Here is a 14,017-nt window from a genome sequence, read left to right as displayed (position 1 = left end):
CAACAATGTCTGCGAGGATTGTCACAAGACCAGCGGCTGGACGCCTGCGACATTCAATCACGCCGGCATCAGCAATAATTGCTTCAGCTGCCACAACGGCACTAAGGCGACGGGCAAGTCAGCAACGCACTTGGCGACAAGCAATGTGTGTGAAGACTGTCACAAGGTTTCTGGCTGGACACCCGCAACCTTCACCCACACGGGCATTACGAACAATTGCTTCAGCTGCCATAATGGCACCAAGGCAACCGGAAAATCCGCGAACCACATCACGACCAACAATGTCTGCGAGGATTGTCACAAGACCAGCGGCTGGACGCCTGCGACATTCAATCACGCCGGCATCAGCAATAATTGCTTCAGCTGCCACAACGGTACCAAAGCGACCGGCAAATCACCCAACCACATTGCAACCAACAATGTTTGCGAGGATTGCCACAAAACGACGGGCTGGACGCCCGCGACCTTCAGCCATAGCGGCATCAGCAACAACTGCTTCAGCTGCCACAACGGTACCAAAGCGACAGGCAAATCACCTAACCACATTGCAACCAACAATGTTTGTGAGGATTGCCACAAGACCACCGGCTGGACCCCGGCGACCTTCAACCACAGTGGTGTCACCGGAAATTGCGCCAGCTGCCACAATGGTACCAAGGCGACCGGCAAGTCGGCCACCCACCTGACGACGACGACAGTTTGCGAAAGCTGCCATCGCCCGACGGCATGGTCACCTGCAACCTTCGACCATGTCGAAGCAATCGGTACCTGCGCCAGCTGCCACAACGGCACCAAAGCGCCCGGAAAAACCGGCAATCATATTTCGACAACCGATCAATGCGACAGCTGCCATGTAACATCAGCTTGGACGACGGTACGCATGGATCATAGCCAAGCGCTCGGCACCTGCGCGAGCTGCCACAATGGTACAAAGGCTACGGGTAAGTCGGCTTCGCATATAACGACGTCCGCAGACTGTGGCGATTGTCACAAGACCGCCGCATGGCTGCCTGCAACCTTCGACCATGCTGGCGTAACCGGCAATTGCGGTACTTGCCACAACGGTACCAAAGCGACCGGCAAGCCAGGCAATCACTTTGTGACAACGGTCGAATGCGTTGCTTGCCATCGCACGACTACCTGGACGCCAGTGCTCAACTACCAGCACACCGGCGCTGGTTATCCGGGAACACACGCGCAACCACTCGATTGTATCGATTGCCACAAGACCAATGCGCAGACGGTTCCGTACCAGAATCCCGGCTATGCTCCGAATTGCGCAGCGTGCCACACGAACGACTATAAGGCGGGTGAGCACAAGAAGTTTGGCAACACGAACTACACAGTGTCCGAACTGCGTGACTGCACCGGTGCGTGCCATGAGTATACCGACGCGACGATGATCACGATCAAGAAACGCCGAACCGGCGAGCATCGGGTCAGTTCCCCAGAATTCTGATGAGGTTTTAATGCAGATAAATCGAGTGCGGTGCGTTTCGTACCTGTTGGCAACTTCGGTCATTTCAAGTGCGATCACCGTCCAGCCTATTTTTGCACAAACTGTGTCAGATCGTGTCCTTTCGGATGTGACGACACAGACGGTGGGCGATTGCTCGACCTTGGCCATTCGCTTTCAGGGCCGAATCCAGCTGCTCAGTTCCTTTCCTGAAACCCACGGCCGCCAGCTCTCGATCCGCCTGCGCCTGCTCGATGATGGCGGAGTGACGGGACGCGAATCTTTACGTGCGCCGACGGGCGCTTCGGCGGTTCGATCGATCGAATTCGATAATGACCCGGCAAGCGGACCAACGCTGTCGCTCCTGTTCCGGCGCGACATGCAGTTCAGAGTCGCCGCCGGACTGGATCCCGATGTGCTGCTCGTCACGCTGTCGGAACTTGGCGCATCCGCTTGTACTGGCCTGTCGGGCGATTTGGCCGCGGCTGTGCCGCAGGGCAATCAAGAGCTGCCGCTTGATCCCGGTGCTGCATCTGTTGAAACGGCGAAGGCAGTTCCAGCTGGACTCTATGTCATCAATCTGGCCTCTCAACCGACTTCGATCGGCGATGTCCCGACTGACAAGCTGACCAAGATTTCGGACCGGATTCTCTACACCACAGAATATGAGCGCGACGGACAAAAATGGTTCCGGTTGCGCGCCGGGTTTTTCGAAAGCAAAGCAAAGGCTGAAGAAGCACGAAAGGCGCTTTTGGCCGATTTTCCAGATGCCTGGATAGTCAAGGTCAGCGCCACCGAGCGCGAGCAGGGGGTAGCAACCCGACTGGCCAGCAGCGCCGAACAGCAACCTGCGGTTTCGACGACACCGGCCACAGCCCGCGAACTTGCCGAAGACGAAAAAGCCAAGCTCGATACGCTGGTCGCCGATTCCGAAGCCGCGATCAAGCTGGATGACTATGACCGCGCGATCCAGCTGTTGACCAAGGGTATGACCTATCCGGAGAATGCCCAGACACCGCGCTTATTGGAACTGCTGGGGCTGATGCGCGAACGCAAGGCGCAGAAGGCGCAGGCGCGGGCAGAATATGAGGAATATCTGCGGCGCTATCCCGACGGAGAGGGCGCTGACCGTGTCAAACAGCGTCTGGCAGGTCTCGATACACCGGTAGAGGGTGCGTCGGGGCAGACGCTTCGCGATCCAACGGGCCTGCGCCAGGCAAGCAGTGCGGGTTGGAAATGGGACGCGCGTGGCAGCTTCTCGCAATTCTACTTCCGCGATCAGAGCCAGACCAAGTTTGTCACGGCACCGCTGACACCAAACGATCCCAACCGCGATCCGGTGATAGACGATGCTGTAAACGTTAACCAACTGCTCACCACCGCCGACATGACGCTGACCGGCGGCAACGACCGGACAACCTATCTGATCAGGGCTGCGGGTTCCTATACCAAAAGTTTTCGAGCAAAGACAAAGCTGGTCGATCCGGTCACCGGCGCGATTTCGTTCCGCAGCGGCGATGTGAAAACGCTGAGCGCACTTTATTTCGACGCATCGGACAAGGATACCAAACTCTCTGCCCGCATCGGTCGCCAGACGCGCAACAGCGCGGGTGTGCTTGGTCGCTTCGACGGCGGATTGATCGGCGTTCAGGCGAGCAAGAAGGTGCGCTTCAACCTGGTCGGCGGCACGCCGGTCCTTCGTGCGCGCGACATCTTCGTCCGCTCCGATCGCTATTTCTATGGCGCGAGTGTGGATATCGGGGGGAAACGCGACACGATCCAGTCGACCATCTACTGGTATGATGAACGCAGCCCCGATTATATCAACCGGCAGGCATTGGGCACCGAACTGCGCGTCGCCAAGGATGCGTTGAACATGTATCTGATGGTCGACTATGATATTCACTACAACCGCGTGAATCTCGGCCTTTTGTCGCTCAACTATTCGCTCAAGGACCAGTCGAACATCAGCATCACCGCCGACTATCGCCAGTCGCCGTTGCTCAATACCTGGAATGTGGTCAATGGTCTTTATGGGCAGACTTTGCCGGGGCAATTGTCCCCGGTCGACGAACTATCCGATCTCAGAGGCGTCTTCACCGACGGTCAGGTGTACCAGCTGGCCGCCGACAATACGATTGTCGCCAAGTCGCTGACCGTGTCTTACTCGCGACCGATAACGTCAAAATTGCAGGCTAATCTCGACTTCACAATGAACCATACGGGCGGAGCGCCCGGATCGACACGGGTGTTTCCAGGTTCGACCCTGATCGCGCCGACGATCTCGACCGGAACCGAATATTATTACGGCTTCCAACTGGTGGGCAGCGGAATGATTTTTTCCAACGACATCTATATCATCGGCGGACGCTACGCCGATACACCCCGCTCACGCAGCTACACGGCGGATGTCAATGCGCGCATTCCCGTTACGAGCAAGTTCAAGCTCAACCCGCGTGCGCGCTATGGCTTCCGCGATGATCGCCTGACCAACGGTTCCTACAGGCAGATTCAGCCTTCGGTTCGCATCAATTATTATCCGTTTAAAAATTCCGAAGTCGAATTCGAATTCGGTGCGAATTTCAACAAGCAGAAATCGAATATGGGCGGCATTCCGTCGACAACGACCGAGCAAGGCATATTGGTCAATCTTGGTTACCGGCTAGATTTCTGAGCCTGTAGATGCACTATCTTGCAAATCCCGCCCGTTTCGTCCGAATAGCCAAAATGTTGACGCCATGGCTGATCTGGCCTGGCTTGGGGCTCATTATCGCGGGCACCTATGCCGGGCTGTTCGTCACCCCTCCCGACTATCTGCAAGGCGATTCGGTCCGAATTATGTATGTGCACGTCCCCGCCGCATGGCTAGGCATGGGGGGCTGGAGCGGGATCGGCCTGTCCAGCCTCGTCTATCTGGTGTGGCGGCATCCTTTGGCTGCGGTTGCGGCAAGGGCGATGGCGGCACCCGGCGCATTCTTCACCGCAATATGCCTCATCACAGGATCGATCTGGGGGCGCCCGACATGGGGAACCTGGTGGGAATGGGATGGCCGGATGACTTCGATGCTGGTCATGCTGTTCATCTATCTGGCCTATCTGGCGTTCGCACAATCCACCCAGAACCGGGGCGGTTCAGATCGGTCTCTGGCGGTCTTTGGCGTCATCGGTGCCGTCAACCTGCCGATCATCCACGGCTCGGTTATCTGGTGGAAATCACTGCATCAAGCGCCAAGCTTCTCGACCAAAGGGTCTGCGATTGCGCCAGAGATACTCTGGCCATTGGGGTTAACGCTTTTGGGTTTCACCCTGTTGTTCGCCAGCTTGGTGCTGGTGCGGATGCGTACAGAACTGGCGAAGACAAAGGCCGAGGCAAGGCTTGCGCGGATGGCGGAAGCATAAGGAGAATGAAGTGAATCACTGGCCATTTATCTGGGCTTCCTATCTGGTTACGCTGGGCGGGGCATTAGCCTTGGCCTTCCAAAGCTATGCGGCGCTGCGCTCGGCAGAACGGATGCTGGCGACTATTGGTGATGCAGGATGAAGCCAAAGCAGCAGCGGCTCATTCTTGGAATTTTTGCAGTTCTCGCCGTATCTGGGGCGGGTTTTCTTGCGCTGTCCGCGCTCGAATCAAAGGCAGCTTATTTCTATTCCCCATCCGATCTTGCGACGTCTGATGTCGAACCTGGTAAAGCCTTCAGGCTTGGCGGAATGGTTGCAGACAAATCGATCATCCGCGAACCGGATGGCGTTACGATGCGCTTTGTGGTGCAGGATGAAAGCAACCGGCAGTCCGTTGTTTTCAAGGGGATTGCGCCAGATCTTTTCAAGGAGAATTCGGGTGTGATTGCCGAAGGCAGCCTTGATGCCAGCGGCCAGTTTATTGCCACCAATCTGCTCGCCAAACATGACGAAAAATACATGCCGCCAAAACTTGACGGCAAGATGCACAAGACCGGTGAGGTGAGCCAATGATTGCGGAAGCCGGACATGCTGCACTCTGGTTTGCAGGGGCGATGGCGCTATTGCAGTTCGCACTCGGCGCGCTTGGCCTGACCGACAGGTACCAATCGCTTCGCGGCTCAGCGGCCCCCGTCGCGGTTGTGCAAATGGTGTTGACCTGCTTGTCGTTCCTGTGCCTGATCATCGTTTTCATGCGATCCGACATGTCGGTGCTTTTGGTCGCGACCAACAGCCATTCGGATAAGCCCTGGCTGTACAAATTTGCCGGAACCTGGGGTAATCATGAAGGCTCAATGCTGCTCTGGGTTACGATTTTGGCGATCGGCGGTGCGACGGTTGCACTGTTTGAACGGGCGCTCGATGTGCGCACCAAAACCGCAACGCTCGCAGCTCAAGGCGCGATCGCGCTGGGCTTCTATGCCTTCCTGCTCTTTTCCTCAAACCCCTTTGCGCGCATTGATCCAGCACCGGCCAACGGTCAGGGGCTCAACCCGCTATTGCAAGACCCGGGTCTCGCATTCCACCCGCCGACGCTCTACATGGGCTATGTCGGAATGTCGGTGGCATTCAGCTTTGCCGTAGGCGCGCTGGTGACCCGCGACGTCGGGCCAACCTTTGCGCGGGCCATGCGTCCATGGATATTAGGCGCGTGGATTTTCCTGACCATCGGCATCACGGCCGGCAGCTATTGGGCCTATTATGAACTGGGCTGGGGTGGCTGGTGGTTCTGGGATCCGGTTGAAAACGCCTCGCTCATGCCCTGGCTCGCAGCAACTGCTCTGCTGCATTCGGTAACCGTGCTGGCTACGCGAGACAGCCTTCGCGCCTGGACAATCATGTTATCGGTCGTCGCCTTTTCAATGTCCATGATCGGTACCTTCCTTGTCCGTTCGGGTATTTTGACCAGCGTGCACAGCTTTGCGGTTGATCCAAGGCGCGGTGGTTTCATCCTCATGCTTCTCGCGCTGTATATTGGCGGTGCGTTGGCATTATTTGCCTTACGCATCAACACGGTGCGCGAAGGGAATCGTTTCGAGGCGATCAGCCGCGAAGGCTCGCTGGTGTTCAACAATCTACTGCTGTCGATTATCCTGGTGATCGTCTTGATCGGGACATTATATCCGCTGGCACTCGAAGCGACGACGGGCACAAAGATTTCGGTCGGCGCGCCCTATTTCAATTCGACGGCAGGCCCGGTGACGCTGGTTTTGCTGATTGGCATGGCCGCTGGGCCATTGATGCGCTGGCGCTTTGATCAGGCAAAGAAGGTTGCGGAACGGCTTGCGCTGCCCGCATTGGCACTCGCACTGGCAGCGTTGCTGCTGGCCGCATTTGCAGGGCCGATTGGTATCCTGCCGCTGCTTGGGCTGGTTGTCGCAGCGGGCGTCGCTGCGGCCAGCATCGCGCCGCTTTGGAAACGGAATTTGCGCCGCACGCCTCTGTTCACCTGGGGCATGGTAATCGCGCATCTTGGCTGCGCAGTCAGCATGGCCGGGATGGCGGCTGACAGCGCCTTCACCAAGGAAGCGTTGGTCGCCATGCAGATCGGCCAAACCCAGCAGATCGGCCCTTACAGCGTCACGCTGAATAAAGTGACCGAAGAACCCGGCCCCAACTGGTCTGCTCTCGACGCCGAAATGATTGTGCGCAAGGGAGATGACGCGCCTTTCACCGTGCACCCGCAATCGCGAACCTTCACCGATCCGCCGATGGAAACAAATGAGTCCGCAATCACGACAGCGTGGAACGGACAGCTTTATCTCGTCATCGGCATACCCAAGGATAATGCAGGCTTTCCGGTCCGCTTTTATTGGAAACCTTTTGTCACATTGATCTGGATCGGCGGCATATTCATCGCGCTGGGTGGCCTGTTGTCGCTGTTTGGACGGGTTAACCGCGATCTGTTCAGCATTCGCCGCCTCTTTGGCAAAAAGGTGGCTGCATCATGAGGCGTGTGCTGCTTTGGGCACCTTTTGTCTTTTTCGCGTCGCTTTTCGCCGTATTTGCGTCTGGGTTGCTGAATCCGGTAGATCGCTCGGTTCCCTCCGGACTTGTCGGTCGCTCGGTTCCCGCATTCGAGTTACCGGGCATGCTTGATCCCGCCCAGCCAGTCAGTGCCGCCTCATTGGCAACGGGCAAGCCAAAGATATTGAACGTCTTTGCCAGCTGGTGCGTCCCCTGCGTGCAAGAGGCGCCTGCCTTGATGCAATTGCAATCTAGAGATGTAGAAATCATCGGCATCGCGATCCATGACCGCCCGGACGCCTTGCGCAAATTCCTATCCGAAAATGGCAATCCCTATGCCGCGATTGGTGATGATGCCAACAGCCGGACCCAGATTGCCTTCGGATCGGCGGGTGTGCCGGAAACCTTTGTTGTCGATGGTAAAGGGGTGGTGCGATACCAGCATATCGGAATCGTCAAACCGAACGATGTCGCGATCATCATGGCCAAGCTGAAGGAGGCACAATGATCCGGAACCTTTTAGCTCTGCTGTTAATGTTCAGCCCGCTTTTGGTCGCGCCGGTGACAGCGCAGAGCGTTTATAACGACCGCCAACTTCCCGATCCCGAACAGGAACGGCAGGCGATGGCGTTGATGGAAACAATCCGCTGTGTGGTTTGTCAGGGTCAGGCAATTACCGGCAGCAATGCAGATCTTGCGGCAGACATGCGTGGAATGATCCGCGAACGGATTGCCGCCGGTGAAAAGCCGGAAGACATCAGGGCATGGCTTATCCAGAATTATGGCGAATGGGTCAGCTTCAAACCCGAAATGGGGGGCAGTTCGACGCCGTTGTGGATCATCCCCTTGTTTGCTCTGGCGCTAGGCGCATTTTTGGCGCGCGGGCGCTTCAAAAGGAAGGCACGCTGATGGGCTGGGTATTTGCGTTCATATTTGCCGTGGCCTGCTTCGCCGGGCTTTGGAAATTCGGGCGGATGCCGCGTTTGGCTCTCGAACTTTCAATGGCAGCCATTTTGGTTGGACTGGCGGGCTATGCCTGGCAGGGCCTGCCGTCATTGCCCGAAGCCCGGGCGCAGTCATCGACACCATGAGGAGGTGATCATGGACTATGATAAAATCTTTGGTAGCGCATTGGACGCTCTCCATGCGGAAGGTCGGTATCGCGTGTTTATCGACATTTTGCGCAACAAGGGGAAATTCCCCAATGCGCGCTGCTTTGCAGGACACAATGGACCTAAAGACATTACCGTCTGGTGCTCGAACGACTATCTGTGCATGGGCCAGCATCCCAAGGTAATCGAGGCGATGGAAGTGGCGCTGCACGATGTGGGTGCGGGATCTGGCGGCACGCGCAATATCGGCGGCAACACGCATTATCATGTCGAACTCGAGGCTGAACTTGCCGATTTGCACGGCAAGGGTGCGGCTTTGCTGTTCACCTCGGGCTATGTCTCGAACGAAGCAACGCTTGCAACGCTTGCCAAGATATTGCCCGGTTGCATCATCTATTCAGACGAGCTGAACCATGCCTCGATGATTGCGGGCATCCGCAACTCAGGCTGCGAAAAACGCGTGTGGCGGCACAATGATCTGGCGCATCTCGAAGAGCTGCTTGCCAATGACGATCCGGCACTGCCCAAGCTGATCGCGTTTGAAAGCGTCTATTCGATGGACGGCGACATCGCGCCAATTGCCGCGATCTGCGACCTTGCCGACAAATATAACGCCATCACTTACTGCGACGAAGTGCATGCAGTCGGCATGTATGGCGAGCATGGCGGTGGCATAACTGAGCGCGACGAGGTTGCCGACCGGGTGACGATCATAGAAGGCACGCTGGGCAAGGCCTTTGGCGTAATGGGTGGCTATATCGCAGCCGACCAGAAGATTGTCGACGTGATCCGCAGCTATGCACCGGGCTTCATCTTTACGACCTCGCTGTCGCCAGTGCTGGTTGCAGGTGTGCTCGCGTCGGTAAAGCATCTCAAGCAGTCAGGTGAAGAGCGCGCCGCGCAGCAAGCCAATGCTGCGCGCCTGAAACAATTGTTCGCCGAAGCAGGCCTGCCTGTGATGCAAAGCGCGACACATATCGTGCCATTGATGGTGGGCGATCCGGTCAAGGCCAAGAAGTTAAGCGACACGCTGCTCGCCGAATATGGCGCCTACGTGCAGCCGATCAACTACCCAACTGTCCCGCGCGGTACCGAACGCCTGCGCTTCACCCCCGGCCCGCAGCACGACGAAGAAATGATGCAGGACCTGACCAATGCACTGGTCGAGATATGGGGGCGGTTCGAGTTGCGGTTGGCAGCGTGAGATGAGCGAATTTTCGCGCCGGTCTCTACTGCTTTCTTTGGCGACAATGCCGCTTTTGCATGCCTGTTCGTCGCCTGCAAAGGCGGCCGTTTTCCATGATGTCGGCTGCGGTTGTTGCTTGAAATGGGTCGAAAAGTTTCGATCCGAAATGCCATTTGGCTTGTCCGTCATCGAGCGTGACACGCGCGACGATCTTCACACGCAATTTGGAATAATACCGCAACTGGCCTCTTGCCATACAGCCGTGATCGACGGCTTTGCCTTTGAGGGCCATGTTCCCCCTGCCGACATTCGCCGTTTCCTCTCGATCCGCCCTGCTGGCTATGTCGGGCTTGCCGTTCCGGGCATGCCGATGGGATCACCCGGAATGGAACAGGGTGAGGTGCGCGAGCATTTTGATGTTATCGCATTCGGTCCGAAGCAAATGTCGGTATTTGCAACATACTAGCCCGCTTGGCTTAGGCGGGCCTAGAAAACCTTGAATATCAATATTGTAAGACAGGCTCTATTTCCGCCTTTTGTGCTGGTGTGTCAACCGTGCGGGTGGCTTTGGCGGTGGGGTCGGGTTTGGACGACCAGTCGTTCCAACTGCCTTTGACCGCATCATATTCAGCGACAGGATCATAGAGCGGGCCGCCTTCGAGACCCAGATCGCGTGCTTCGGCGCGGCCCATAGCAGCAAGCAGCGAGAAGCCCGCGACATAGGCGTTGCGCCGTGCGGTGACGAGCTGGACCTTGCTGTTGAGCAACTCCTGCTCGGCGTTCAAAATGTCGAGGATTGTGCGGTTTCCGACGCTGTTCTCGGCGCGGGTGCCTTCGAGCGAGAGTTCATTTGCCGATACCGCGCGCTCGGAGGCGACGATTACATCCTGCGACGCCTTCCAGCTGGCATAGGCAGCACGGGTCTGTGCGATGGCTTCGCGTTCTGCCGCAATTTCCTGCTCGATTGCCTGCCCCATCCGCGCCTGTGCCTGGCGGATCTGGGCAGCAGGTTGGCCGCCCTGATAGAGCGGTAAAGTGGCGCGCACACCAACCTGTGCCGAGGTCGAGGTCTTGTCGAACGGAGCCAAAGCACCCGAATCGATGCTGCCGAAATTGTTCGAATAGCTGCCCGAGCCAAAGCCGGTTACCTGTGGCAGACGGCTTGCTTCTGCACCTCTGCGGTCAAAGCGCGCGGCATCGCGCAGTTCCTTGGCGGCGATCAGGTCCGGATTATTCTCCAGCGCAACACCTACCGCCGCATCAGGCGATTCGGGCAGATTGGGGAGCGGTGGAGGTGCCTCGAGAGCCTCGGGCGCCTTGCCGACCAACTGGATGTAGATTTCTTTCGAGCGGATCAGGTTGGCGCGCGCGGCTTCCATGCTGCTCGTTGCTAGCGCCAACCTTGCTTCGGATTGCGCCACATCGGTGCGGGTGAGATCGCCGATCTCGAACCGGTCGCGTGTCGCTTCCAGATTGACCTGCAACACACCGACCTGCGCACGGTTGAGGTCGACAATCGCTTCGTCGCGGATCACATCCATATAGGTGCCAACCACGGCCGAAAAAATCGCACTCTCGGTTGCGCGCAATCCGGCGATCCCGGCATCTACCCTGTTCTCGGCTGCACGCACCGCGTTTTTGACAGCACCGCCCAGATAGAGCGGCACGGTGACATCAGCACGCCCGTTCAGCGTCCGGTCTGGCGTGAAGTTGGTGCCATCCGAGCGGGGGAACAGTTCGCTATAGGTTGCACTGCCCAGCACATCGGGTCGGCCGTTGGCCTTGGCAATCGGCACCCCCTCGTTCGTCGCCTTCTGTCCCTCACGCGCACCCGTCAGTGTCGGGTTGGTCTGATAGGCATCCGCCAACGCACCGCGCAGCGTGTCGGCACGCGCGGGGGAGGCCATGGCAAGGGCCAGCGAGGTTGCGGCAAATAGTGCATGCACTTTCGTCAATTTGATAGCTCCTTGAATTGTGCCAGGGCTAATTTTCGGGTCCGTGCGCCAAGCAGCGTGTTTAGACTTTTTGTGAATAGTGCACGGGCAAGGACAGCCTTACGCGTAACCCCCCCAGCGGCGATTCCGACATTTCAACATTGCCACGATAGTGGAGTGCAAGGTCCCTAACGATCGCGAGACCCAGTCCGGTTCCCAGCTGCGCCTTATCCAGTCGTTCGCCTATATCGAACGCTTTTTCGCGAAGTTCGGGGGCGATCCCCGGGCCGTCATCATCGACATCGATATAAACCGTTCCAGCTTTGGTTTCCCAGGAGATGATCACCCGCCCGTTCGTCCATTTGCAGGCATTGTCGATAAGGTTTGATGTCATCTCCTCCAGATCAACATCTTCAACTCGGGTGTCGACATCGGGAAAGTCGCCGACGCAAATCTGAATTTCATTTTCCCTATGCAGTCGGCGCATCGCACCAATGACAGGTTCAAGCGTGTTAGCCAATGAACTGCGATGCCCCGGGAGCCCGGCAGTGGCGGCCATTCTCGCGCGGGTGGTGTAATAGTTGATATAACGCTGCATCTGTCGGCATGCGTTCAAAAACACCGCAGCGCTATCGGGGTGGCCGTGACCGGCAATGTTTTGGGCTTCGTCGGTCATGATCGCCAATGGAGTCCGCAAACCATGCGCCAGATTGCCGGCCTGCACTCTGGCTGACTGGACCATTGCCCAGTTTGCGTCGAGCAAATGGTTGAGATCGGACACCAGCGGCCTGATTTCGGCAGGATATTGACCCACCATGCGCCGTTCGTGACCGTCACGAATGTCGCTGATCGCCTTTTTCATCCGCTGCAACGGCTGCAGACTGTAATTAATCTGGATAGCGCCCAATATGATCATGATTGCAGCAAAGCTGGATAGTGAATACAGCAGCGGCCAATTGATATCCGCCAGCACCTCATCCATAAGCCGCTTGTCGGTCGCGATATAGAATGCAAGCGGCGGCTGTCCTTTCGCCACCGATTTTGTCATGGCATATTCGAGCGTTTGCCCTGTTGGACCCAATGCAAATTTCCAGTTTGGTATGTGCGATTTTGCCATGCCGGTGGGAAGGTTTGCCGCTCCAAGAGATGGCGAACGAATGGTCGAATGACCAGCACGTTCGACCTGCCAGTAAAAGCCGGAATTCTGCGGAATAAAACGCGGGTCGGAAAGCCTGCGCAACAAAAAAGGCTGGCCGCTGTCATCGACAACCGTAAGTGCAGCTAACTCCTCGATATGGATCTGCATTTCTTCGTGAAAACCATCGATGACATATTCACGCACGATTTTTGAAACGATGACGCCGGTCAGCAGCAAGCCGATCGATATCCAGGCGGCGGTAGCAACAATGAAGCGTGTTTTAAGGCTGTTGAGGTCGGGCTTCATCGCTCAAACCGGTATCCCAGTCCCCGGATTGTGGTGATTGCGGACTTGCCGACTTTTTTGCGAAGCCTGCCCACATGGACCTCAATGGTGTTCAAATCTCTTTCATCGGCCATCGGGTATAGATGATCCAGAATGTCGGTTTGGGCAAGAATATGGCCAGCGCGCAAAAGGAAAAGGTGCAGCAGCCGATATTCGATCTGCGTTAGCTCCAGCAGGTCATCGCCGCGCCACACCATGCGTGCCGCCGGGTCCATCGCGATTTCGCCCGCAGAAAGGCGGGCATTGGATTGCCCTGCTGCTCGCCGGATGAGCGCGTTGATTCTGGCCATCAATTCTTCGCCGGTAACCGGCTTGACGACATAGTCGTCTGCCCCGGCATTCAGACCCTCAACCTTCTCTTGCCATGTGCCGCGCGCTGTCAAAACCAATATCGGCGTATTGTAGCCCAATTGACGCCAGCGGCGGATGAAATCTATGCCGCTCATGCCCGGAAGACCAAGGTCAATAACCATTGCTGCCCAATGCTGGGGATCTGGAAGATCGAAAACCGCTTCGGCGTTGCCAACGCTTTCAATAACATAGCCACCGCTCGCCAGGCGCTCACGCAGGCGCCGTGCCAAATCCGGCTCGTCCTCAACAACCAATAATCGCATACATTTTCCCCCGTTGAAGCCTGTATGCAGCGAAGCTGTCGCGAACCTGAAATTGGCGGCGATTAATTTTACATAAGCAAAATATTGTCACGAATGACAGGGTTTTTGCAGCATTGTTGCGTAAATCATTTTTGAGGCAGTCCTAGTTGACCACTACCCCGGACCGCCTTGAGGCGCATAGTTCGTGCTCTCCGGGTCGCAAATATCGGCAATCTGACAATCTCAAGTTGTCATGAAGCTGACATTAAGATAAAGCAAAGCTGAAATCTCATATGTATTTCAGTTTTGCTTTTTCTGTCTGAAAATC

Annotated in this window: 12 protein-coding genes and 2 pseudogenes; 11 read left to right on the top strand and 3 right to left on the bottom strand. The window is 56.8% G+C overall.

The features are described 5' to 3' along the window. The 11 genes and pseudogenes from ABL922_RS10720 to ABL922_RS10670 form a co-directional block, all read left to right on the top strand. Window positions 1-1,459 (top strand): annotated as a pseudogene (locus ABL922_RS10720) (hypothetical protein); the annotation flags it as partial. Between the two features lie 103 nt (window positions 1,460-1,562). Beyond that, window positions 1,563-4,130, top strand: a complete 2,568-nt coding sequence (locus ABL922_RS10715; RefSeq protein ID WP_349024205.1) for an SPOR domain-containing protein — start codon at window positions 1,563-1,565, stop codon at window positions 4,128-4,130. An 8-nt stretch (window positions 4,131-4,138) separates the two neighbouring features. Beyond that, window positions 4,139-4,855 carry a heme ABC transporter permease CcmC gene (ccmC, locus tag ABL922_RS10710; protein WP_349024204.1) on the top strand — a complete coding sequence of 239 codons (717 nt, stop codon included), beginning with the start codon at window positions 4,139-4,141 and terminating at the stop codon, window positions 4,853-4,855. A gap of 10 nt (window positions 4,856-4,865) precedes the next feature. Next, window positions 4,866-4,997, top strand: coding sequence for a heme exporter protein CcmD (gene ccmD, locus ABL922_RS10705; protein ID WP_349024203.1), 132 nt, complete (start codon window positions 4,866-4,868; stop codon window positions 4,995-4,997). Beyond that, entirely contained in the window at window positions 4,994-5,428 is a 435-nt protein-coding gene (gene ccmE, locus ABL922_RS10700; RefSeq protein ID WP_349024202.1) for a cytochrome c maturation protein CcmE, read from the top strand. Before ccmD ends, ccmE begins: the two co-directional genes overlap by 4 nt. Beyond that, window positions 5,425-7,365 (top strand): heme lyase CcmF/NrfE family subunit, encoded by a 1,941-nt coding sequence (locus tag ABL922_RS10695; protein WP_349024201.1) that lies wholly within the window; start codon window positions 5,425-5,427, stop codon window positions 7,363-7,365. Before ccmE ends, ABL922_RS10695 begins: the two co-directional genes overlap by 4 nt. Beyond that, window positions 7,362-7,889, top strand: a complete 528-nt coding sequence (locus ABL922_RS10690; protein ID WP_349024200.1) for a DsbE family thiol:disulfide interchange protein — start codon at window positions 7,362-7,364, stop codon at window positions 7,887-7,889. The genes ABL922_RS10695 and ABL922_RS10690 overlap by 4 nt, the downstream gene beginning before the upstream one ends. After that, the gene (locus tag ABL922_RS10685; protein ID WP_349024199.1) at window positions 7,886-8,290 is read left to right on the top strand and encodes a cytochrome c-type biogenesis protein; all 405 of its coding nucleotides are present in this window, start codon (window positions 7,886-7,888) and stop codon (window positions 8,288-8,290) included. Before ABL922_RS10690 ends, ABL922_RS10685 begins: the two co-directional genes overlap by 4 nt. Continuing rightward, window positions 8,290-8,439: pseudogene (locus tag ABL922_RS10680) on the top strand (cytochrome C biogenesis protein); the annotation flags it as partial. The gene ABL922_RS10685 and the pseudogene ABL922_RS10680, both read left to right, overlap by 1 nt. A gap of 43 nt (window positions 8,440-8,482) precedes the next feature. Then, complete coding sequence (gene hemA / locus ABL922_RS10675; RefSeq protein WP_349024198.1) at window positions 8,483-9,697, top strand: 5-aminolevulinate synthase; 1,215 nt, start codon at window positions 8,483-8,485, stop codon at window positions 9,695-9,697. A gap of 148 nt (window positions 9,698-9,845) precedes the next feature. Next, window positions 9,846-10,145 carry a DUF411 domain-containing protein gene (locus tag ABL922_RS10670; RefSeq protein WP_349024197.1) on the top strand — a complete coding sequence of 100 codons (300 nt, stop codon included), beginning with the start codon at window positions 9,846-9,848 and terminating at the stop codon, window positions 10,143-10,145. 37 nt (window positions 10,146-10,182) lie between these two features. On the opposite strand, the gene ABL922_RS10665 is transcribed toward ABL922_RS10670, so the two are convergent. The 3 genes from ABL922_RS10665 to ABL922_RS10655 all read right to left on the bottom strand — a co-directional run bounded on the left by ABL922_RS10665 (window position 10,183) and on the right by ABL922_RS10655 (window position 13,710). Then, the gene (locus ABL922_RS10665) at window positions 10,183-11,586 is read right to left on the bottom strand and encodes a TolC family outer membrane protein (protein ID WP_349024207.1); all 1,404 of its coding nucleotides are present in this window, start codon (window positions 11,584-11,586) and stop codon (window positions 10,183-10,185) included. Window positions 11,587-11,695: 109 nt separating this feature from the next. Then, on the bottom strand, window positions 11,696-13,057 hold the full coding sequence (locus tag ABL922_RS10660) for a HAMP domain-containing sensor histidine kinase (protein ID WP_349024196.1): 1,362 nt from the start codon (window positions 13,055-13,057) through the stop codon (window positions 11,696-11,698). Beyond that, window positions 13,054-13,710 carry a response regulator transcription factor gene (locus ABL922_RS10655; protein ID WP_349024195.1) on the bottom strand — a complete coding sequence of 219 codons (657 nt, stop codon included), beginning with the start codon at window positions 13,708-13,710 and terminating at the stop codon, window positions 13,054-13,056. Before ABL922_RS10655 ends, ABL922_RS10660 begins: the two co-directional genes overlap by 4 nt. Between the last annotated feature and the right edge of the window lie 307 nt (window positions 13,711-14,017).

Origin of the sequence: Sphingorhabdus sp., from assembly GCF_040079335.1 — a bacterium.
In the GTDB taxonomy this organism is placed as follows: domain Bacteria; phylum Pseudomonadota; class Alphaproteobacteria; order Sphingomonadales; family Sphingomonadaceae; genus Sphingorhabdus_B.
This window is presented reverse-complemented; position numbering and strand designations above follow the sequence as displayed.